20 protein-coding genes and 1 riboswitch are annotated in these 23,597 nt (G+C 34.5%); of the genes, 19 read left to right on the forward strand and 1 reads right to left on the reverse strand.

The features are described 5' to 3' along the window. Positions 1-58 precede the first annotated feature (58 nt). The 6 genes from PBV87_RS10790 (at position 59) to PBV87_RS10815 (ending at position 7,099) form a co-directional block, all read left to right on the forward strand. Complete coding sequence (locus tag PBV87_RS10790) at positions 59-2,311, forward strand: PDZ domain-containing protein (protein WP_271012270.1); 2,253 nt, start codon at positions 59-61, stop codon at positions 2,309-2,311. A gap of 84 nt (positions 2,312-2,395) precedes the next feature. Further along, positions 2,396-2,770 carry a HEPN domain-containing protein gene (locus tag PBV87_RS10795; protein WP_053984520.1) on the forward strand — a complete coding sequence of 125 codons (375 nt, stop codon included), beginning with the start codon at positions 2,396-2,398 and terminating at the stop codon, positions 2,768-2,770. Positions 2,771-2,861: 91 nt separating this feature from the next. Beyond that, positions 2,862-4,613, forward strand: coding sequence for an ABC transporter ATP-binding protein (locus PBV87_RS10800; protein ID WP_271012271.1), 1,752 nt, complete (start codon positions 2,862-2,864; stop codon positions 4,611-4,613). Between the two features lies 1 nt (position 4,614). Further along, complete coding sequence (locus PBV87_RS10805) at positions 4,615-6,432, forward strand: ABC transporter ATP-binding protein (protein WP_330680384.1); 1,818 nt, start codon at positions 4,615-4,617, stop codon at positions 6,430-6,432. An 83-nt stretch (positions 6,433-6,515) separates the two neighbouring features. Continuing rightward, positions 6,516-6,773 carry a cysteine-rich small domain-containing protein gene (locus tag PBV87_RS10810; RefSeq protein WP_053984518.1) on the forward strand — a complete coding sequence of 86 codons (258 nt, stop codon included), beginning with the start codon at positions 6,516-6,518 and terminating at the stop codon, positions 6,771-6,773. Between the two features lie 95 nt (positions 6,774-6,868). Beyond that, positions 6,869-7,099: a (2Fe-2S)-binding protein gene (locus PBV87_RS10815; RefSeq protein WP_053984517.1), complete on the forward strand. Its 231-nt coding sequence runs from the start codon at positions 6,869-6,871 to the stop codon at positions 7,097-7,099. A gap of 79 nt (positions 7,100-7,178) precedes the next feature. On the opposite strand, the gene PBV87_RS10820 is transcribed toward PBV87_RS10815, so the two are convergent. Continuing rightward, complete coding sequence (locus PBV87_RS10820; protein ID WP_271012272.1) at positions 7,179-8,918, reverse strand: ABC-F family ATP-binding cassette domain-containing protein; 1,740 nt, start codon at positions 8,916-8,918, stop codon at positions 7,179-7,181. Positions 8,919-9,323: 405 nt separating this feature from the next. Between PBV87_RS10820 and PBV87_RS10825 the strand changes: the two genes are divergently transcribed. From PBV87_RS10825 to PBV87_RS10885, 13 genes are all read left to right on the forward strand, one after another. Further along, complete coding sequence (locus PBV87_RS10825; protein ID WP_271012273.1) at positions 9,324-10,199, forward strand: transporter substrate-binding domain-containing protein; 876 nt, start codon at positions 9,324-9,326, stop codon at positions 10,197-10,199. A 28-nt stretch (positions 10,200-10,227) separates the two neighbouring features. Further along, complete coding sequence (locus tag PBV87_RS10830) at positions 10,228-10,965, forward strand: amino acid ABC transporter permease (RefSeq protein WP_271012274.1); 738 nt, start codon at positions 10,228-10,230, stop codon at positions 10,963-10,965. Beyond that, positions 10,962-11,666, forward strand: coding sequence for an amino acid ABC transporter permease (locus PBV87_RS10835; protein WP_271012275.1), 705 nt, complete (start codon positions 10,962-10,964; stop codon positions 11,664-11,666). Before PBV87_RS10830 ends, PBV87_RS10835 begins: the two co-directional genes overlap by 4 nt. 28 nt (positions 11,667-11,694) lie before the next feature. After that, positions 11,695-12,459: an amino acid ABC transporter ATP-binding protein gene (locus PBV87_RS10840; RefSeq protein WP_271012276.1), complete on the forward strand. Its 765-nt coding sequence runs from the start codon at positions 11,695-11,697 to the stop codon at positions 12,457-12,459. A 142-nt stretch (positions 12,460-12,601) separates the two neighbouring features. Continuing rightward, a complete protein-coding gene (locus PBV87_RS10845) occupies positions 12,602-13,744 on the forward strand; it encodes an amidohydrolase (protein ID WP_271012277.1) in 1,143 nt (380 codons plus the stop codon). A 17-nt stretch (positions 13,745-13,761) separates the two neighbouring features. Then, complete coding sequence (locus PBV87_RS10850) at positions 13,762-14,364, forward strand: cytidylate kinase-like family protein (protein ID WP_271012278.1); 603 nt, start codon at positions 13,762-13,764, stop codon at positions 14,362-14,364. A 5-nt stretch (positions 14,365-14,369) separates the two neighbouring features. Beyond that, positions 14,370-14,708 (forward strand): AhpC/TSA family protein, encoded by a 339-nt coding sequence (locus tag PBV87_RS10855; protein WP_271012279.1) that lies wholly within the window; start codon positions 14,370-14,372, stop codon positions 14,706-14,708. A 19-nt stretch (positions 14,709-14,727) separates the two neighbouring features. Beyond that, positions 14,728-15,930 carry a MalY/PatB family protein gene (locus PBV87_RS10860; protein WP_271012280.1) on the forward strand — a complete coding sequence of 401 codons (1,203 nt, stop codon included), beginning with the start codon at positions 14,728-14,730 and terminating at the stop codon, positions 15,928-15,930. Positions 15,931-16,340: 410 nt separating this feature from the next. Then, on the forward strand, positions 16,341-18,443 hold the full coding sequence (locus PBV87_RS10865) for a PAS domain-containing sensor histidine kinase (protein WP_271012281.1): 2,103 nt from the start codon (positions 16,341-16,343) through the stop codon (positions 18,441-18,443). A 177-nt stretch (positions 18,444-18,620) separates the two neighbouring features. Then, positions 18,621-18,722: riboswitch (purine riboswitch) on the forward strand. Between the two features lie 148 nt (positions 18,723-18,870). Beyond that, positions 18,871-20,013: a BMP family ABC transporter substrate-binding protein gene (locus tag PBV87_RS10870; protein WP_053984509.1), complete on the forward strand. Its 1,143-nt coding sequence runs from the start codon at positions 18,871-18,873 to the stop codon at positions 20,011-20,013. A gap of 20 nt (positions 20,014-20,033) precedes the next feature. Beyond that, on the forward strand, positions 20,034-21,548 hold the full coding sequence (locus PBV87_RS10875; RefSeq protein ID WP_271012282.1) for an ABC transporter ATP-binding protein: 1,515 nt from the start codon (positions 20,034-20,036) through the stop codon (positions 21,546-21,548). Next, the gene (locus PBV87_RS10880; protein WP_271012283.1) at positions 21,529-22,599 is read left to right on the forward strand and encodes an ABC transporter permease; all 1,071 of its coding nucleotides are present in this window, start codon (positions 21,529-21,531) and stop codon (positions 22,597-22,599) included. The genes PBV87_RS10875 and PBV87_RS10880 overlap by 20 nt, the downstream gene beginning before the upstream one ends. After that, entirely contained in the window at positions 22,600-23,532 is a 933-nt protein-coding gene (locus tag PBV87_RS10885) for an ABC transporter permease (protein ID WP_271012284.1), read from the forward strand. Positions 23,533-23,597 lie beyond the last annotated feature (65 nt).

The raw sequence follows: 23,597 nt of genomic DNA on the forward strand, positions 1-23,597 counted from the left end.
GGAGCATATCATCATACAATAGGGCTTATACTGTATGATGATAAGGAGCGAAAGTAGAATGCCTAATGAACAATTAGAGTTTTATATAGCAACAGATGGATGTGATACCCATATAGGAAGTTTGGAAAAACCCTTTAAAAGTTTTGAAAAGGCTATAGAAGTGATAAAAGAGCATGGAACCCATAGAGGAAAGATTATTTTCTGGATAAGGAAGGGAATTTATAGATTAAAGAATACTTTAATATTTGATGAAGAAATAGTGATGAATCCATTATTACATATTTGTTTTAGCCATTATTTAGACGAAGAGGTGATTATAAGTGGGGGTGTGTTATTAAACACACAGTGGAAAGCATATAAGAATGGTATTAAAGTAGCTGATATTGGGATGAATCATGATTTTGATATGTTATTGATGAATGGTAAGACACAGGTTTTATGTAGATATCCCAATTATGTAGAAGATGAAATATTAAATGGATATAGTGAACAAGCTTTGTCACAAGAGAGAGTAGCTACATGGGAAAATCCTAAAGGTGGTTATATAAGAGCCCTTCATGAAAAGGATTGGGGTGGAAACTCTTATAGGATTAAGGGGAAGACTGTAGATCAACAATTAATATATGACTGGGTAGGTGATAATAATAGGGGTGCAGGACATAGCAGGAAAAAAGTTATGGTAGAAAATATTTTTGAAGAGTTGGATAGTGAAAGGGAATGGTACTACGACTCAGATACAGGGAAATTATATTTTTATCCCCCAAAAGGAGAGGATTTAGAGCAAGCTACCTTTGAAGGTGCAACATTAGAAACACTATTTACTTTTAAAGGAAAATCTATAGAAGAACCAATCCAGAATATTACTTTGGAGGGATTAACATTTACTTGCACTCATCGCACACTTTTTACAAGGCGCTATGAGCATCCCTTAAGAGGGGACTGGGGGATAGCTAGAGCTGGTGCTATCTACATAGAAAATGCAGAAGGGATTAATATTAAGAAGTGCAAGTTTTATGATTTAGGTGGCAATGGGATAATGATGTCAGCTTATAACAAGGGACATGTGGTTGATTATAACGATATAGAAAATATAGGCGCATCAGGTATATTAGTTGTAGGATTACAAAAAGCCACAAGAGATCCCTCTACATGGGAAAATCATAAAACAACAATAGAAGACTATGAAGTTGGTCCAAAAACAGAAGACTATCCAAGAAATATAATGATTAGTAATAATTATATTTATAATAGTGGGATTTATGAGAAGCAGTCTGCAGGGGTTTGTATTTCTATCTCAGAGAACGTTACAGTATCTAAAAATACAATTCATCATGTACCACGAGCGGGTATTAATATAAGTGATGGAACGTTCGGAGGACATATTATAGAAGGCAACGATTTGTTTGATTGTGTAAGAGAAACAGGTGATCATGGACCTTTTAATTCATGGGGAAGAGACCGCTTTTGGTCTGTGCCAGAATATAATACAACAGGGCTATTTGGAAAGGAAAAGCGCCCTTATGCATTATTAGATGCAAGAAGTAGAACTATTATTAGAAGCAACCGTATTCATGGAAATCATGCTTTTGGAATAGATTTAGATGATGGATCTTCTAACTATGAAATCTATAATAATTTATGTTTAGGCGTAGGCATAAAAACAAGAGAAGGTTTTGATCGTAAAGTATATAATAACATTCTTATAGGTTGTTGCTTTGAAATACATTGTACTTATGCAATGAATGAAGATATGTTTTTCAATAACATAATTTATAACTATAAAGCCTATAACTTTATTGCCATCAATGAAGGAAATACAACACGATTTAAAGATAATGTGTGTTACAAAGATGAGGAAGTATTTAATCAGCCTTCTTCAAATGATTACTCACTTAAGGTAACTTCAGATGCCTTACAGTTAGGGTTTAAGAACTTTCCTATGACGGACCAAGATTTTGGAAGACAAGATAAACCTAATCCACCTGTATATGTCTATATCTATGGAGGAAGTGAAGAAAGTTACTATGAACTAGAAGATGCAAAACTCATAGATATTACAGATGATGGATTACGTTCAGCAACTGGGCTCCCAGATTATAAAGGAATGTACCTTTTAGACATTCCGGCAATAGGTTGGTGGGTAGAGCAAGGATTTCGTATAGGTGATGTTATTAGAAAGGTTAATGATGAAAAAATAGTGGATACCCAAGACTTTATGAGGGTGTATAAGCAACTAGAAGAAGGAACAGATTATGAGATACAAGTTTATAGGAATCAAACGTATCATACTTTAAAGATAAGAAAAAAATAAATTGCTTATAGCAGATAACTGTTTATCTCCTTATAAAAAAGGATATAATCTTCTAATATATAATTCTAAAGTAGGTGATAACATATGACAGGTATGTTGGTTTTAGCAAGGCGGAATTTGAAGTTTTTAAATAGAGAAATGGAATATTTGAATGAAGGGGTAAATGAAGACGATTTAGTCAATGCATGTTTTCATACGCATATGATTATAGAGTTAGCACTTAAGCATTTATTAGAGGTTAACGGTCTTCCTTCTAACTTTACACATCAGTTAAAAACACTTATTAAAATGTGTAAAGGTTATGAGCTACCGATCCCAGAGGAAGTAACCACTCATTATATTGAGATGAAAGATTGGGATACAGAGACGTTATATAATATTCATTTTGAAGGTGATTTTGAAATTGTACAAGCATTGCACCCAGTCTTAAATAAATGGCTAAAAGAATTAGAGAAATGAATAGAGTAAAATTTGAAACTAAATTCTAAATTGTGATAGAATAATAAACATGCGAATAATAATATGACAGCTGTGAAGGAGGGAGACAACAATGCAAAAAATTTTATCGTATTATTTGAAACCTTATTATTTTCGTATGAGTATAGGTTTTATCATCAAGTTTGTAGGTTCTATTATGGACCTTTGTTTACCATGGATATTGGCTTATATGATTGATACAATTATTCCTATTCAGGATAAGAGTAAAATTTATTTATGGGGGCTTATGATGATTGTATGCTCCTTTTTAGCTGTCTCGTTTAACATCATTGCTAATAGGATGGCATCTAAAGTGGCGAGTGAGGCAACAGAGCATATTAGAAATGATTTGTTTAAGAAGGTAATGTACTTATCAGATGCTTATATTGATACGTATACCAAACCTTCACTTATGTCTAGACTGACAACAGATACCTATAATGTGCATCAGATGATAGGAAGAATGCAGCGTCTAGGGGTAAGGGCACCAATCCTTTTAATAGGAGGAATCATTGTAACTTTAACGTTAGATCCAGTACTTGCTTGTGTACTTATTATTACCTTGCCATTTTTAGTATGGATTATGCTGAAGGTATCTAAAAGAAGTATTCCGATGTACACTCAGTTACAACAATCCATTGATCATTTTGTAAGAATTGTTAGAGAAGATATTAGTGGGATTCGTGTTATTAAGGCACTGTCAAAGGAAGATTACGAGAAGAAACGTTTTGAAAAGATCAATGATGAAGTGGTAGCACAAGAGCAAAAAGCTGGAATGATCATGGCAATTATTGACCCAAGTGTAAGTGTCATTATGAACTTAGCCTTAGTAGGTGTATTGACTGTAGGGGCTTTTAGAGTGGATAGTGGCTTAAGTGAAGTAGGGAAGATCTTAGCTTTTATGACCTATTTTACCATTATCCTAAATGCGATGATTTCTATATCTAAGATGTTTATCATTCTTTCAAAAGCTATTGCTTCAGCAAACCGTATTGATACTATTTTAGCCTTAGAAGATGATATGGAAGTTATAGAAATTCTAAAGGATTATGAAGATGAAAATATTGCTACAGATAAGGCAGTAAATGAGGGGTATCATATAGTATTTGAGAAGGTTTCCTTTGCCTATAACCAAGGTGAAGAAGAGGACTTAAAGGATATTAGTTTTTACATAAAACCGGGAGAGACATTAGGAATCTTGGGTGGAACAGGTGCAGGGAAGAGTACAATCGTCAGTCTCCTTTTACGTTTTTACGATGTAAAGGAAGGGCGTATTTTAATAGATGGAAGGGATATTAGAAGTATTCCACTTCAAGAGTTACGAAGTAAGTTTGGTGTTGCTTTTCAAAATGATATGATTTTTGAAGATACAATCTTAGAAAATGTAAATCTTGGGAGAAATTTAAGTGAAGAGGAAATACAAGAAGCATTGCTTTATGCAAGAGCGAAGGAATTTGTAGAGCAGAAAACGAATAATTTAGAAGAAGCTCTAGATATTAAAGGGGCTAATTTAAGTGGTGGACAAAAGCAAAGAATCCTTATTGCAAGAGCATTGGCAGCCCATCCAGAAATCCTTATCCTTGATGATTCATCTAGTGCATTAGATTATCAAACAGATGCTATGTTGCGTCAGGAACTAAGTAGCCACTTTAAACGTACCACTAAGATTATTGTAGCCCAAAGGGTAAGTTCTATCATGCAAGCAGACCATATTATTGTCTTAGAAGAAGGACGAATGATTGGCTATGGCAGACATGATGAACTAATGGCACAATGTGATTCCTATAGACAGATTAGTGCATCACAAATGGGAGGTGTAGCTTAAGATGAGTCAACGTGGATTTGTAGGAGAATTAGCTGGAGGCAAAAGCATAAAAGGTCAAAAGGCTATGAATCAAGCAAAAAATAAAAAAGCAACACTGATTAGGCTAACCCTCTATTTGATGCAATACAAATGGTTATTGTTGGGTGCATTTATCCTAACTGTAGGAAGCAATTTATTGGCCCTTATTGGTCCTATGCTTTCAGGTTATGCAGTAGATGCCATAGTGGGTGTTGGAAAAGTACAGTTTAATAAAGTCTTTTATTATGCAGGATGGATGATAGTCTTTTATCTCGTATCGAGTATACTTTCTTATTGGTTATCTGTCTTAATGATTACCATAAGTAAGAAGGTAGTAAAACGTATGAGAAAAGATGTATTTGATAAGCTGTTACAACTACCAGTCGGGTATTTTGATACAAGGCAGACGGGGGATATTATCAGTCGTATTACTTATGACATAGATACGATTAATGGTTCTTTATCTAGTGATCTGATTCAGATGCTGACTACACTCATTACTGTAACGGGTGCACTTTCAATGATGCTGGTGATTTCCAAAAGCCTAGTCTTAGTTTTTTGCTTTACAGTACCTTTATCTATAGGCATTACAAAGTTTATTACCAGTAAGACCAGACCACTCTTTAGAGAGCGATCAGCAAAGCTTGGATTACTTAATGGCTTTACAGAGGAGATGGTATCTGGACAAAAAACATTAAAAGCCTATACTCAAGAGGAGAATGTACTGGCTAAGTTTGGTAAGAAAAATAAAGAGGCAGTAGATGCTTATTATAAAGCCGATTATTATGGTGGAATGACAGGGCCATGTGTTAACTTTATCAATAACTTATCCTTATCTCTTATCAGTGTATTTGGAGCCATGTTATTCTTAGCAGGTAAGATGACAATTGGTAACATCTCTTCCTTTATTCTCTACTCTAGAAAGTTTTCTGGGCCTATTAATGAGGCTGCTAATATTGTGAGTGAGCTCCAATCATCTTTAGCTGCAACAGAACGCATCTTTAGTTTACTAGATGAACTCAATGAAATAGAGGATAGTGAAGGGGCCATAGCTCTTGGAAGTGAAGAAAAGGTACAAGGGAAAGTAGAGCTTAGTCATGTTCAGTTTGGATATGAAGAAGGAAAAACTATTATTCATGATCTATCCTTAAAGGTAGAACCAGGTAAGTTAATTGCCATTGTAGGTCCTACAGGGGCAGGGAAGACGACACTCATTAATCTCTTGATGCGTTTTTATGACATTCAAAGCGGCAAGATTTTAGTGGATGACCATTTAAGTACAGACCTCACTCGTGAGAGTCTTAGAAAGTCCTTTGCTATGGTATTACAGGATACTTGGTTATTCCATGGAACGATTTATGACAATCTTGCTTATGGCAAAGAAGGTGCAACAAGAGAAGAAGTTATGGAAGCCGCAAAAGCTGTTAAGATTCATTCATTTATTAAAAGACTACCTAAAGGGTATGATACAGTCATTAGTGATGAAGGGGCTAATATTTCAAAAGGGCAGAAGCAGCTTCTAACTATTGCTAGAGCGATGTTATTAGATGCACCTATGCTCATCTTAGATGAGGCAACTTCTAATGTAGATACAAGAACGGAAATTCAAATAGGGCAGGCTATGCGAAAATTAATGGAGAATAAAACGTGCTTTGTCATTGCCCATCGCCTTTCGACGATTCAAAATGCAGATACTATTTTAGTTGTAAGAGAAGGGAATGTAGTAGAGCAAGGCACACATGAAAGCCTAATGGCACAAAGAGGATTTTATTGTTCACTATATGAAGCTCAGTTTGCTTAATATTAAGACATAAATTCTAATGATTGCAAGATAAGGTCTTCTAAGGGTAAAATAAGAGAGACTAACACTTAGGAGGTAGCTAGATGGAAGGTTATAAAAAGTTTCAAAATAAAGCATGTGAGTATTTTCCTTGCCATAAAATAGACAACATAGAAGACTTTAATTGTTTATTCTGTTATTGTCCTTTATATATGCTTAAAGAGGATTGCGGAGGTAACTATACATATTTAGAATCAGGTATTAAAAGCTGCATGGGCTGTACTAAAACCCATGGACCTAATGGTTATGAGTATGTACAAGAAAAAATGAAACTTGTATTAGAGCGTGCAAAAAACAAATAATAAGTTCAGAAAATATTTCTAAAAGATATTAGTTGATAATAATTATTTTATGTGTTATTCTACCTTCAAGAAAAGCAGAAAGTGTAGGAATAACTATGAGTCCTATTGATGAACAAGCAATTAAAGATAGATTAACCAAGACATGTCCATGCCGCGTAGTTACACGCGCGGCTATTAAAGAAGCCATTGCAAATGGTGCAGATACATTGGAAAAAGTAAGAGCAGCAACAGGTGCTATGGCTGGCTCTTGTAGAGGCCAAAGATGCCGCTCAAGTATTGAGGGGTTACTAGAACAAGCAAGTTGGGAAAAAGATTTAGAGATTTAGAAGATAAAAGTAATAAAAGGAAACCTCCTATCACTGAGATCAGTTTTAGGAGGTTTCCTTTTATTACTCATATATTTTTTTAAAGCTGTTGAATAAGTGTTGCTAACTCTTCACAAAGGATATTTGCACGAACAAAATCGTTTTCTTTTAATGCAAGCTCAATTTTGAGTTCAACATCTTTTTTCTTTTGTTCAATTTCTAAATAATCTTTATTAAAATGATTTGCATAAATCATCTTTCTAAATTTACGCATACTCATTTTTCTAACTGTTTTATCGTCAATAATCAAAACAGCATCCATACAGTTGATAATGGAGTAGAAGTCATGGGAAATCATAAGAATGGCACCGTTGTAGTCAGTAAGTGCTTTTTCTAATGCGATTTGTGAATAAGTATCTAAATGACTTGTTGGCTCATCGAGAAGTAGGAAATCAGCATTAAGTAAAGACAGTTTAGCAAGTTGAAGCATATTTTTTTCGCCACCAGATAAGGTGCTTATTTTAGTCTGAAGACTTTTTTCTTCAAGGCTATATTTCATAAGGTGTAAGTGAATGGCTTCATCTGTTGTTAAGCCAGCTTCAAAGAATACTTCGCGGATAGTTTGAGATTCGTCCAACATTTCACCTTGAAGTTGAGATAAAAGGGCTACTTGAGCATCTTCACTAAACGCAATGGCTTGATGCTCATTTTTAAAGATTGCACGAAGAAGTGTAGACTTCCCACAACCATTTGGACCGATAAGGGCGATTTTCTCTGTAGATTTAACCTCAAAGTTAACATTTTCTAAAAGTGGTTCATTGAAGGCAACGCTGTACCCATTTACTTGTAGTACAGTGCTTTCTTCACTTTTTTCATCTGTAGCAAATTGAATTTCTGGCTGCTTGATTGCTAAGAATGGTGCTTTGATTCTACGTGCTTCTAAGCGTTCTTGTATTTTAACGCGGGCTTTTAAAGCTTTTCCACGAGCAGGCTCAGAATTGTTAGTTGCTGCTGTTCTTAGTTTGTTGATTAATTGATTGTTTCTTTCGATTTCTTCTGTATCAGCAGTAGCCAGTTCTTGAAGTTCAATTTTATTTTCGAGTAATGAGAAATTATAATCGATATAACGTCCGTCAAATTCTTGAAGGTCCATGTTTTCAAGATGAATAATTTTATTGAAGCAGTGGTTGAGCAGATATCTATTATGTGTAATAACCAGCAATGTACCTTTGTGTGCATTGATTAGATTCTTAAGAGAATTAAGATTTTCAAAATCTAAAAAGACATCAGGTTCATCCATAATGAGTAGGTCTTTACTTGTGAGCATTTCTTTAATAACTTGAATAAGTTTGAACTCACCACCACTTAGTTTAGAAACCATAAGATTTTCGTGTTTACTAAGGTTAGCCAAGCTAAGTTGTTTAGTAATTTTACTTTCAAAATCATCTCCGCCAATGGCTTCAAAGGCATCTAGTGCTTCTTGATACTTTTCAAGTAAAGTCTCAAGGTCAGAAGCGGTTTCCATTTCAGTACAGATAGATGTGATTTCATTTTGTAGCTTGATAAAGGTTTCTCCAATATATTCAAAAACAGTCATTTCATTAGTAGTATCTAATCCACTAAACTGGCTGACATAGCCGATTCTACAATTTGGAGCAATTTCCAAGTCGCCATCATACATATATTTTTCAGGATCCATAATCATATCAATAAGCGTACTTTTTCCACTACCGCTTGTACCGATGAAGGCACAGTGTTGTCCTTCTTCTATTGTAAATGAAATATTATTATAGAGATCTTTGTCCGGGAAGGAGTAAGATAAGTTATCAACTTTTATCATATTTATACCTCTCTCTAAACATTAAAAAAGAGCTTATGAAACAAGCTCTCTTTCATAGTGTAATTTGATTTTAATGTTGGTAGCATAACATTTTTTTCGACAAATTTCAATTACTTCTTGCGAAAGATATTTTAGGAAATAAATGACATATATGAAAAAATGTATTGACAGCTAAAAAAACTAAGTCTATACTTCTTGATATAAATTCAAGAAAACATCTACATATTAAATAGGTAGGTTGCAAAGGTGCAATTTGTTGAAAAAGCAAATTGCACCTTTTTGTTATATAACCATTAAAAATAAGAATAAATAAAATAAGTGAAATTAACAAAGGCGTTAGTATCTAATTATGATTAGAGCTAGCGCCTATTTTGTTTATTTAAAAATCCAAAGGAGGCAGAGTATATGAAAAGAATGAAAATGTTAGTAAAAGCTATGGGTGTATGTACAGTGATTACAATGATGAGTTTAACATTAGGTGGATGTAGTAAGAGTGATACAAAAACAGTAGAAACAACTAAAGGAAGCGAGGGGGAAAGTGAAAAGGATGCGTCAGATAAAATAAAGGTATCAGTAGGAATTGGTAATATTTTTGTACCCTTTTGCTATTTAGATGATGATGAAAACCCAGCAGGTTACGACTATGAGGTTGTGTGTGCCGTAGCAGAGAAATTAGAGGATAAATACGAATTTACTATTAATCCTGATGACTTTAGTAACTTACTTATTGGGCTGGATACGAAAAAGTATGATATGGCAGTACATCACTTTGGCTATACAGATGAGAGAGCAGAAAATTATCTCTATGCAGAAGAAGCTGATATGTACTTTGGTAGTTTCCATGTAGGTTATTTAAAAGGAAGAACAGGTATTACAGATTTTGAGAGTTGTAAAGGATTAACAGCTGTTACAACAAATGGAACAATGGCTGAGACCATACTCCTTAACTGGAACAAAGAGAACCCTGATAGTAGCCTTAAAGTGGAGTATGCAACAGACTTATCCGTTATTGCAACAGGTATAAAAAATGGCCTCTATGATGTATTTATCGAGAGTGAATACGATTTGAATTTATTTAATTCAAAATACGATAATGTCTTAGCTTATAGCGATTACAATATAACGCCAGAAGGCTATAATGATGGTGCTTATTTCATCTATCCAAAAGGAGCAGAAGAACTTCAACAAGATGTGGATACAGCGATTCGTGAATTACGAGAAGAAGGGATATTAAAAGGAATCTCAGAAGAAATTTTAGGTAAAGACTACTCAAAAAAATAAAGTGTTTGAAATAGGAAGGAGGGATAGTATGTTTGAATGGGGAAGAGTTATAGAATATTTTCCAACGATTATTCAAAAGTTTCCGATTACCTTGCAAATCGTTCTTGGGTCATTTGTAATGGGGGTAACCTTGGGATGTATTTTAGCAATTATTAGAATTAGAAAGGTTGTTGTACTCGATCAGATTGTTACCATATTTATTTCCTATATAAGATGTACACCCGTTATATGCCAGATGTTTGTTGTCTATTTTGGGGCTCCAGCCGTCTTGAAGTCATTAGGTGTAGATATAGCTGAGATTAATAATATAGTTTATGTATTGTTGGCTTATGGACTTAATATGGCCGGATTTATGGGAGAAACGATTAGGGCTGCTATTTTGGCAGTTCCTACAGGTCAAACAGAAGCCGGTCGTGCCGCAGGTTTAACGGAAACACAAACTATGGTGCATGTTATTGCACCACAAGCATTGCGTATTGCCCTACCAACTTTTGGCACAATTTTTATTTCCTTATTCCAAGCAACGGCCTTAGCATACTTAGTTGGTGTCATCGATATGATTGGGAAAGCGGTATCCATTGGTGCTAAGACCGGTCATGTATTAGAAGGCTATGTATGCTGTGCCATTGTATTTGCACTGATTAGTATTGTAATGGAACAGATCTTTAACTATATAAATAGGAAGTTAGACTTTGGCAAGAGCGGACATAAAATCACTAAAAAGTATAGAGTAGCTAAAAAAGTGGAGGAGGTGGCAAGTGTATGATTAATGGCGATTACTTTATGATGTGTTTAAAAGCAGCAATAACTTATATTCCCCAGAATCTCATGATGAGTTTGATTACACTTGCAATTAGTGTATTCGTAGGAACATTTATTGCAATGGCACGTACGTATCAAGTGAGAGGATTTAAGCAGTTATTTGATGTAGTGCTTGCCTTACTAAAGGCGTTACCGCCTAACCTTATTTTACTAATCGTATTTATTATTTATAATTCAAATTTTACTAAGATTATGCAGGTACTACACCTTAATATTAGTATTAAGGATGTGAATTTAATGTATGTTGCTATTGTTGCCCTTACGATCTGCTGTTTACCAGGTATTTCTGAGGTGATTCGATCAGGCCTTATGGCCGTTGATCATGGACAATATGAAGCAGGTTATGCTATAGGACTTACCAAGTTACAGACTTTCTTCCATATTATTGCACCACAAGCAATACGTGCAGTTATTCCACCCATTACAAATAGCATTTTATCTTTAGTAAAGGCAACAGCATTGGTGAATGTTATAGGTGTTGTAGATATTATGAATGGAGCTAAAATTGCAGGAAATACGTATTATTGTTATATGGAAGCTTACCTTGCAGCGGCGTTAGTATTTTGGGTAATAGGCCTTATGTTAGAAGTGTTTAGCCATAAAGTTGAGGGGATTTTTTCACAGAGTGTAAAGAAGTTAGCATAAAGATTAAGTGATAGAGGGGGCTTATAATATGTCTGTATTAGAAGTTAAAAACGTTAAAAAGAGATTTGGAGAAAATGTGATCTTAAAAGGTATTGACCTTACTGTAAATAAAGGAGATGTAATTGTTATTTTAGGACCAAGTGGTTCAGGTAAAACTACATTTCTAAGATGTTTAAATCTTTTAGAAAAGCCTGATTCAGGCGAATTAGACTTATGTGGTAAGAATTATAATCTTCAAAAGGTAAGTAATAAGGAAAAACTAGAAATTAGAAGAACCAGCTCATTTGTATTTCAAAATTATAATTTATTTGCCAATAAGACAGTCTTACAAAATGTTACGTTGGGGCTTACATTAGCAAGAAAAGTAAAGAAAGCAGAAGCGAATGAAATAGGGAGATCCTTTTTAGATAAGGTTGGGCTTGCAGGCAAATATGACTATTATCCAGCTCAGCTATCAGGAGGGATGCAGCAAAGGGTAGGAATTGCTAGAGCAATGGCTGCTAATCCAGAGGTTATCTTATTTGATGAGCCCACATCTGCATTGGATCCAGAATTAATAGGCGAAGTCTTAATGGTCATGAAGCAATTTGCAAAAGATGGTGTAACTATGATTGTCGTAACACATGAAATGGGATTTGCTAGAGAAGTTGCCAACCAAGTAATCTTTATGGCAGATGGTGTTATTGTAGAAAAAGGCACACCTGAGCAAATATTTGATAATCCACAAGAAGAAAGAACAAAAACATTTTTAAAGCGTATTCTTAAAACAGAAGACCAAGTGCAGCTTGTATAAATAGGTTTAAATCTTAGGGGGATAGATAAAGGAAATAAGGAATAGAAAATAACAAATAAGAAATAAGAAAGGGGGAAGGGGTATAGATATCAATAGAACCATTCAATTATGTGCGCATCAGGTAGAAGAATATACGATTGAGATGAGACGAAAAATACATACTTTTGCTGAAGTAGGCGGTGAAGAATACAAAACTAGTCAATTAGTTTGCCATGAGTTAGAGGTGCTAGATATACCTTATGAAAAAGTTACACAAACAGCTCTTATAGCCATAATGGATACAGGAAGAACTGGTCCAACAATTGCATTTAGAGCAGATATGGATGCCTTGCCTATGAAGGAGAATCTGAATAATTTAGTCGGGCCAAGAACTTGTGTCTCAGAACAAGAAGGGACTTGTCATGCATGTGGGCATGATGCACATACAGCGATGTTGCTTGGAAGTATACAAGTGCTACATCAGTTAAAAGAAAAACTTGTAGGGAGGCTAATCTTTTGCTTTGAAGCTGGTGAGGAATGTGGAAAAAGTGTCAAGCAGATACTTGAGGGGCTAGAAAAATTAAAACCTGATACGGTTTGGGCAATACATGTGTACTCAGGATTAGAGTCAGGAGAAATATCTGTAGAAGCAGGACCTAGAATGGCGGGGGGAGCAGGTGTTGGCATTCAAGTTAATGGACGAGGTGGACATGGTTCAAGACCGGATAAATCAATAAATCCAGTCTATGCAGCAGCTAATATTGTTACCAATATTCCAGGTACATTTGTAAACCAACTAGATGTTGAAAAAACGGTAACCTTTGGTATTACAACGATTATGGGTGGAGGTACGGCAAATATTTTTCCAAGTTCAGCAGAGATTACAGGCTCCTTAAGGTTCTTTGATACCAAAGAGGGGGAGAAGGCGATTGCACTTATTAAGAAAGTAGCTGAGCATACGGCAGCATTAAACGACTGTAGGGTTGAATTTGCACCTACTACCAAGGTACTTATTGCACCTGTTATGAATGATGAAGGGTGTGTAAAGCTAGCCCAAGAAGGTATTAAAGAGATATATCCGCAAGGAATAGTGGCTAAATGTAGTCCGTGGTATGCATCTGAATCTTTTTCAAGATATACACAGATCTATCCAAGTGTACTGGCATTTTTAGGAATCTCAAATTTGGAATACGGTTCAGGTGCAGAGCATCATAATGAATATTTTGATATAGATGAAAAGGTGCTGAAGATAGGCGTAATGGCTACAGTCAAATATGGTATGAAGTATATCGAAAGTTATGTATAAAATAAGGGGAGATTATAATGAATAAATTTAGTATTTCCATATCACGTCAATTTGGAAGTTTAGGAAGACCTATAGCTAAGAAAATGTCAGAAATTTTAAATATAGAATACTTTGATCGTGATATAGTAGACTTAGTAGCAAAGAAAATGGGTTTGACAGTAAAAGAAATAAGTGATTTAGAAGAAACAGTGGCAACAGGATGGGCACGTATGAAGAATCCTTTTGGGAGTGAAACTAACGAGATTCAAGATCAAATTTTCAAGGTGCAAGCTCAGACCATTAGGGAACTTGCAGAAAAGCAAAGTTGTATTATTGTAGGCAGATGTGCAGATAACATTCTAGAAGATGCTAAGAATAATTTTAATATCCATATTTATGCACCTTATGAGGATAGACTTTTAAACTGTGTAAACGAGTTGGGTATGACTAGCAAAGAAGCAAAAAAAATGATAGTAGAAGTAGATAAAGTAAGAGATGCTTATCATATGCGTTATGCAAAGTATTATCCCAATGATAAAAATCATATGGATTTGATGATTAATTCAGCACTACTAGGTGTAGAGGGTACAGCTGAATTATTAAGTGATATTGTGAAAAAGTACTTTATAAAAGCAGTCTAAATCAAGTGATAGTATTACAGTCTACAGCTGATAGTATAGATAGGCAGGCAAAAGAAATCTTTCCTTTTGATATAATCTGTGATGCCAATCAGGATTTATATAAAGCCTTGGAGATTGAACCTATAGAGAATCTAAAGAAAGCTTTTTCTAAAGGGGTCGCTTTAAAGGCAACGAGAGCCAAGATAAAGGGGGTTACACATGGTGAGTATGAAGGTAATGAAAATCAACTACCAGCTTATTTTGTTGTAGATCCTACAAAGGAAGTGTTGATAGCACATTATTCTAAAACACTAGATGATGTACCTACTCATAAAGAAGTAATGAAACTTATAAATAACGAATAAGGAAGAGGGGCATAACGTTATGAAATATGATTTTAATACGATTATAGATAGACAGGGAAAAGATGCAGTAGCTGTAGATATTATCGATCAGTTACCAGTCAAAATTAAAGAGGGATTTAGTGTGATCCCTATGTGGGTTGCAGATATGAACTTTGCAACAGTGTCAACTATTCAAGAGGCTGTTATTAAAAGAACACAACATCCTACGTTTGGTTACTTTTTTCCACGTGAAGCGTATTATGATGCCATTATACAGTGGCAAAAAAGTAGGAATGAAGTAGAGGGACTAACAAAAGAGGAGATTAGTTATGAAAATGGTGTTTTAGGATGTGTTGTTTCTTCAGTGAATGCTTTTACATCTCCAGGAGAAGCAGTTTTGATTCATGCACCTACATACATTGGGTTTACCCATTGTCTTGAAGATAATGGTAGGAAGATTATACTAAGTCATCTGAAGCAAGATGATGAAGGAACATGGAGAATGGACTATGAAGATATGAACAAGAAGATTAAGGAGAATAATATTCACTGTGTAGTATTTTGCTCTCCTCATAATCCGTGTGGTCGTGTCTGGGAAAAAGAAGAACTTGAAGCAGCTATGAAAGTGTATGCAGAAAATGAGTGTGTTGTAATCTCAGATGAAATTTGGTCTGATCTTACATTAAGAGGGTATAGACATATTCCTACTCAAAGTATATCTGAAGATGCAAAGAATAGAACCATTGCCATCTATGCACCATCAAAAACCTTTAATCTTGCAGGATTAATAGGTTCATACCATATTATTTATAACAAAATGTTACGCGATAGAGTACGTAAGTACGCAGCTTCAACCCATTATAATCATATGAATGTATTATCTATGTATGCATTAATAGGAGCCTATGAAGAAGCAGGCTATGAGTGGCTAGAAGAACTGAAAGAAGTTTTAACAGCCAATGTTGAATATGCTTATAACTATATTTGTGAGCATTTTAAAGGCGTTACACTTGCTAAGCCAGAAGGAACCTATATGCTCTATTTAGATTGTAGCAAATGGTGTGAAACCCATAATAAATCCCTAGAAACTTTATTGCATAAAGGTATGTCGTATGGTGTTTTGTGGCAAGATGGGCGCCCATTTAATCGACCAGATACAATAAGAATGAATGTGGCACTGCCTATGTCCTTGCTTAAAGAGGGAATGAAACGTTTAGATCAGTTTGTATTTAATGCTTGTTAAAAATGAGATAGGAATAGCTGGTGAGATTCTAATAGGAGTGTAGAGTCTCACCAGCTATTTTATGTTTTATAAGTTCATAAGATAGAAAAAGTTGAGAATGTAAATAAGTCATGATTTAAAGTATATTTACTTGTTCAAATGTTTATATGAAAGAGGATTTATAAAATTATAAAGTGGTTATTGTGTATATTACATAACAAGGGTTTTGAAAAGTATAAACTACTATTTACAAGATTAGCAAAAAACCATCAGAAATTGCTATATTTTAAAGTATATTCAAATAGTGTATACTTTGTAAGTAAAAGTCGATTTATGGAAGAATAAATCAAATAACTATATTAGAGGGGGAAGAGTTATTTGATTTTAAAATAGATTTATAAGAAAACAAGCGTTTAAGGGAGGGTAAAGAAATGGATAGAGCACTTCTAGATCATTTAGATGAGGGCATTATTATTTTTGATGAGGATTATAAAATTCAATTTTGCAATAAAAGGATAATTGCGAAGTTAAAATATAGTAAAGATAATTTACATAATCAATATATAGGAGAAGTATTAGCAGAGTCCATAGAGAAAGTAATGGAGGCAAGTACAAAGTCTAATAGTAAAAACATAGTAACTAGCTTATATGATAAAGTAGGCAACTTAATTGAAGTACGAGTAAGAGTATTTAGAAATCAATGGTTAGGGAAAGAAAACTATTGGTTAGTGATAAAAGAGTATAAAAAAGAAAAAGTTATGGCAAAAGAACTAGAAGTAATCTTAGAGAACATTCCTTATGCAATATGGTTAGCAGATACGGAAGATAATTATAAGTTTGCTAACTCTAATACACTTACAATGGTAAATCAATTAAGTGATATGAATAATATATCTAATAGAAAAGAGCTTTTAGAGCAACATCCTGAAGAAGTTTATAAAGAGACTTTAAATAAAGATATATTTAAAAAGGATCAAAGCATACTTCGTAAAGGCATTATGATTAATGAAGAACGTATGAGTGCCAATGCTAAAGAAAATTTAACCTATCAGCTTATTAAAATTCCGCTATTTGATGAAAATCAAACTTACCAAGGCTATATAGGAATGAGCCAATATAATATTTTGAAACAGAATGTAGATATTGCTAAAGTTATAGAGAGTAAAAATTCAGATTTTAGGATAGATCAAAAAGAACTTGATGATCAATTAGTACAGTCACTAGAGTTTAGTACAAGAGCAGCTAGAATATTTCAAGGAAATAATATTATTATATTAAAATATAATGAGAATGTAGAGAGGATGGAGGAAATTGGTAGATTACAAAAGTCAGATGATAGGCTTTTGACGAATAGTCCTTTACGTATTGATGGCATTAAGTTAGTAGAACTTATAGAAGAAAATACGGAATGGAAAGTAGAAGTATTTGAACAAAAGATGGGGTGTAGGATAACAAAAGAATCAAAAACAATAGATGATAGCTATATTAGAATTAATCCTATTGAGTATAATAACAAGTTTATGGGGGCTATTTTTACGACATATGAATCAAAATTACAGTATCCACTAATGGACTCGTGTATTATTGATAAGCTTTGTCAGCATATAGCCGTACTTTTTAAGAGTATAGAATACTCGCTAGAGATAAGAAGTGAGTTATTGAAGAGAAAAGAAATAGAGGCAGAAAAAATTGCTTATCAAGAAGCTTTACAATTAGAAACTTTAAAGTCAGAATTCCTTGCGAATATGTCTCATGAGTTGAAGACACCATTAAATATTATTTATAGTACAATGCAGATGTTTGAGCTAGAGGTTAAGGAAATAGATGAAGAAGACAGTATAGGAGAGATACTAAGTAAGTTAGAGCGATATAAAAGTATAGAGAAACAAAACATATTGAGGCTATTAAGGCTTATTAATAACATTACAGATATATCTAAAATGGGAGCAGGATACTATCAAGCAAAATGGGTCAACTGCAATATTATAAGTATTATAGAAGACATTACCATGTCAGTTGTTGAGTACGTTAAAAATAAAGAACTTTCCATTATCTTTGATACAGAAGTAGAGGAGTTAGTTATGGCATGTGACCCTGAAAAAATTGAAAGGATTATGCTTAACTTACTTTCTAATGCGGTAAAATATACAAGTAAAGGAGACTCTATAGAAGTTAATCTTGGCATAGAAAAAAATAGATTGATTATTTCAGTAAAGGATACAGGAATTGGTATACCAAAAGAAAAACAAGCTATGATTTTTGAGCGTTTTGCACAGGTAGATACTTCTTTTACAAGAAGGTGTGAAGGATCAGGTATTGGGCTTGCTTTGGTTAAATGTTTAGTAGAAATGCAACAGGGCAATATATATGTGGAAAGTGAAGAAGGAAAAGGTTCCTTGTTTGTTGTTAAAATTCCTATACATCGAATAGATGAGCCACAACAGATAGATGAAAAAGATCATGGAGATCCAGAAAAAGAAGAGATGCTCATCCATAAATGTAAAATAGAATTTTCGGATGTCTATGATTTATAAAGAATTCATGTAAATAAAGTAGGCTAAAACCCTTGAACTTAAGCAACTTAGTTCAAGGGTTTTAATAATTGTAGTATAATAAATATTATAGACATAAATATATTTTTTTAAAAATATACTTGAAAGTTTGTTTCCGTACGATTATAATGAATTTAAATTCGAACGTTCGAATTGTTAAAAAGAAAAATGTTAGGTACTTATATAAGCTTAGAGATAAGGTCTAAGCGTTTCTACCGACTACCATAAAGAGTCTGGGCTATGAGTAAACTATCCTAATATTTCTAAAGGCATATTTCGACTAAACAGATTTAGCATAATTAAATCAGTTATTTTGGAAGTGAATTTAGAAGTGTTAGGAAGATTACTCTTTGCTTATGCAAAGAGTTTTTTTTATTTTGAGGAAATACATCATGGAAGGAAGAGGAATATGTTTAAAAAAAGTTTTAAATTATTAGTAGCTGGAACATTATCACTTGCTATGTTATTAACAGGTTGTTCAACAGGAGGTACAGCGGTACAAGCTACAGATGCTCCTAAAACAGAAGAAAAAAGTGATAACAATCAAACAACTGCAAATGCAGATATCAAAGCAGGATTTATTTATTCAGCACCAGTAGCAGATGGTGGATTTGTTCAATCTCATGATAAAGGTAGACTTTATTTAGAAGAACAACTTGGTGTACAAACAGTTTATAAAGAATCAGTACCAGAGACACAAGAAGTAGAAAAAGTAGCTAGAGATATGATTGACCAAGGATGCAATGTTATTTTTGCAGTATCATTTGGTTATATGGATTACATAGAAAAACTTTCAAAAGAATTCCCAGAAGTAACATTCTTCCATTGTTCAGGATATAAAACAACAGAAAATATGGCAAATTACTTTGGCCGTGTAGAAGATGCAAGATACATTACAGGTATGGTAGCAGGGCTTCAAACTGAGACGAACCAAATTGGATACGTTGCAGCGATGCCAATTCCAGAAGTTATTCGTGGAATCAATGCTTTTACACTTGGGGTAAAAGCTGTTAATCCAGATGCAGTTGTAAAAGTATCTTGGACAAACACATGGTATGATCCAGCAAAAGAAAAAGAAGCTGGAAGTGCTTTAATCGATCAAGGATGTGACGTACTTGCTCAACATCAAAATGCAGCAGGGGCACAACAAGCAGCAGAAGAAAAAGGTGTATGGTCAATCGGATATCACCAAGATATGAGTGGGATTGCTCCAAATGCAAATCTTGTTAGTGCAATTTGGAACTGGGGTCCTTATTATGTAGAAGCAGTACAGTCTGTTATTGATGGAACATTCACTCCTAGTGCTTACTGGGAAGGTATTGATGCAGGTATCGTAGATATTTCTCCTCTTACAGCAAATGCAAAAGAGGGTATAGCAGAAATCATTGAAGCAAGAAGAGCAGAGATGAAAGCAGGCACATTTAATACTTTCCAAGGTCCAATTAAAGACCAAGCAGGGAATGAAAGAGTACCAGAAGGCTCTGTATTAAGTGATGAAGACCAACTTTCAAATGATTGGTTTGTTGAAGGTGTAGTAGGCGATATTAACTAATAAAATATAGGTGGCGCAATATGGATCAAACAGTAGTGGTACAATTAAAAAACATAACAAAACGTTTTGGTGAGGTAATTGCTAATGAAGGCGTTGACCTTACACTTAAAAAGGGAGAAATCCATGCCCTACTAGGAGAAAATGGCGCAGGAAAAAGTACATTAATGAACATGCTATCAGGAATTTATAGTCCCGATAGCGGGTTCATTTTTGTGCGTTCTGAAAAAGTTCATTTTAGTTCTCCTAAAAGTGCTATTGCTAAAGGCATTGGCATGGTACATCAACATTTTAAATTAGTAGAATCTTTTACAGCAAAAGAGAACATTATTGCAGGAAGTGGTAAGTTCTTTACCAAAGAAAGTCATGAAGCAGATTGTGTAGAAACACTTTGTGAAAAATATGGCTTAACTATTGATTTAGATAAAAAAGTAAGTGAGATGTCTGTTAGTGAAAAGCAGATGTTAGAAATTATCAAAGTTCTTTATAGAGGATGTGACATTCTTATTTTAGATGAGCCTACAGCAGTACTTACACCTCAAGAGGTTGAGAAGTTATTTGATATTGTAAGGCTGATGAAACAAGATGGAAAAAGTATCATTATTATTACCCATAAATTAAATGAAGTTATGGCACTATGTGACGTAGTAACTGTTCTTAGAAAAGGTACGGTAGCCAAAACAGTAGATATAAAAGATACAAATACAGTACATCTGACTCAGTTAATGGTTGGTCATAGTGAAGCATTAAGTATTGAACGTAAGCCAGTTCATGATCCTAAGCCTGTCTATGACATTTTAGATGTAACGGTTAAAGACAAAGAAGGTGTGCCATTACTTAATAAAGTTTCATTTAGCCTTAGAAGTGGAGAAATCCTAGGTGTAGCAGGTGTTGCTGGAAGTGGACAAAAGGAGCTTTGTGAAGCATTAGTAGGGCTTAAGACTTTAGAAAGTGGGAAATTAGTTTTTGAAGGTGAAGAGGTAACGGGTCTTAAACCAAGAACCATTTATGAAAAAGGAATTAGTATGAGCTTTATCCCAGAAGACCGATTAGGAATGGGCTTAGTAGGTAGCATGGGAACAGCAGATAATCTACTTTTAAAAGAGTATCATACGCAAAAAGGATTATTCTTAGATAAAAAAGGAATCAAAGCCAAAGCAGAGGCAATGGTTGAGAAGTTAAGTATTAAAACACCAAATATAAATCATCCTGTAAAAATGCTTTCAGGAGGGAATATACAAAAGGTTCTTTTAGGACGTGAAATTGATGCCAATCCACGTGTGCTTATAACAGCTTATGCTGTAAGGGGACTAGATGTAGGGTCTACTCATCAAATTTATGACTTGATTAATGAGCAAAAGGAAAAGGGCGTAGCAGTACTCTTTGTTGGAGAAGACCTAGATGTATTGATGCAACTTTGTGACCGTATTATGGTTATGTGTGATGGAGAGATGACAGGGCTTGTAGAAGCAGATGGTGTAACAAAAGAACAGCTTGGGTTAATGATGGGAGGACAACATGCAAATAAGGGTATCTAAAAACGGCGCTATTTCTGCAAAGAAGAAAGTAGCAATTACAGGATTAGCTATTGTACTAGCTATCATTTTAACCAGCGTATTTATAGGTGTTATGGGACATAATCCTTTTGAAGTGTATGCTTCTATGTTAGAGGGATGCTTTGGATCAGCTCACCGTTTCAGACAAACTGTTATTACAGCCATTCCTCTTATTATTACAGCAGTAGGGATTGCAGTAGCCTTCCGTATGAAATTCTGGAATATCGGAGCAGAAGGACAAATTTTAATGGGTGGTTTTGCAGCTACATTTGCAGCACTATACTTTAAGGATTTACCAGCCATTATTCTTATCCCACTTATGATTATCCTTGGGATGATTGGTGGAGGTATATGGGCACTTATACCAGCAATGTTAAAAGCTAAATTTGGAACAAATGAGACCATTGTTACATTAATGATGAACTATATTGCACTGAAGTGGATTGTTTATTTACAATATGGACCATGGAAAGATCCAGCAGCTATGGGATTCCCTAAGATTGCTAACTTTACAGATAATGCTATCTTACCAAAAGTTTTTGGTATACATATGGGATGGATTATTGCCATTGTATTAGTTATCGGTATTCACGTATTGATTAATCATACAAAGGCGGGGTATGAAATTCAAGTACTTGGAGAAAGTGAAAATACAGCTAAGTATGCAGGGATGAATGTAAGAAAGATTATGATTTTCGCTATGCTTTTAAGTGGAGGAATTTGTGGCTTAACAGGGATGATTCAAGCATCTGCAGTTAACAACACCCTTACAATGGATTTAACAGCAGGAGTAGGATATACAGCTATTATTATTGCATGGCTTGCTAACCTTAAGAGTCCATGGATTGTAGTCGTGTCTGTTTTCTTTGCTATCTTGACACAAGGCGCAAGTTATATTCAGACAGCTTATCAAATTCCACAAGCAGCGGCAGAGATTATCCAAGGTGTAGTATTATTCTGTGTACTTGGTTCACAATTCTTTATTAACTATAAAGTACATTTTGAAAAAGAAGTTGCAAAGGAGGCAATGTAAATGGGAATAGAGTCATTTTTAATAGCAGCAGTTATAGCAGGAACACCTCTTTTACTTGCCACACTTGGCGGAGTAATGAGTGAAAAAGTAGGACACATCAACCTGGGTGTAGAAGGTATGATGGTTATGGGAGCAGTAGTCGGGTTTAATGTAGGGGTAACAACTCAAAATGCATGGCTTGCATTACTAGGAGCTATGTTAGCAGGCGGTTTTGGTGCATTGATTTATGCTGTTTTAACTGTATCTTTACGTGCTAACCAAGTTGTAACAGGACTTACCCTTACTATATTTGGAACAGGTTTTGCTAACTTTTTAGGACAAAATCTGGTAGGACAAATTGTACCTGAGCCTGTTAAGGCAGTATTAGCACCAAAAGCTATCCCACTGCTAAGTGAAATACCTATTATAGGGGCAGCTTTCTTTAATCAAAGTATCTTTATTTATCTTGCTTATATTATAGCGATTATTCTTTTTGTTTATTATAAATATACAAAAGTAGGACTTAATGCACGTATGATTGGAGAGAGTCCAGCGGCAGCAGATGCTGTAGGAATTCGTGTAGAACTTTATAAATATCTTAACCTTGTAATAGGTGGGATGTTATGTGGTTTATCTGGTGCATTTCTTTCATTAGTGTATGTACCTGCATGGCAACAAAATATTACAGCAGGACGTGGATGGATTGCAGTAGCACTTGTTATCTTCATTGGATGGCATCCACTCAAAGCCATCTTTGGAGCCATTTTATTTGGTGCATTAGATATTTTAGGTTTACGTCTTCAAGCAGCAGGCATTCAAATTAATCAATATTTTGTAGATATGTTACCTTATGTTGTGACTATTTTATTCCTTGTGATAGGGTCTATTCGTTCAGGTGGACAGAACTTAGGACCAAAAGCACTTGGAGAAAATTACTTTAGAGAAGAGCGTTAAGCTGTTATAATTTTAAAAATTCCTAGACAAAATACAGTCTAGGAATCTTTTTATATAAAGGGTAT

Origin of the sequence: Holtiella tumoricola (assembly GCF_027857615.1) — a bacterium.
Taxonomy (GTDB): domain Bacteria; phylum Bacillota; class Clostridia; order Lachnospirales; family Cellulosilyticaceae; genus Holtiella; species Holtiella tumoricola.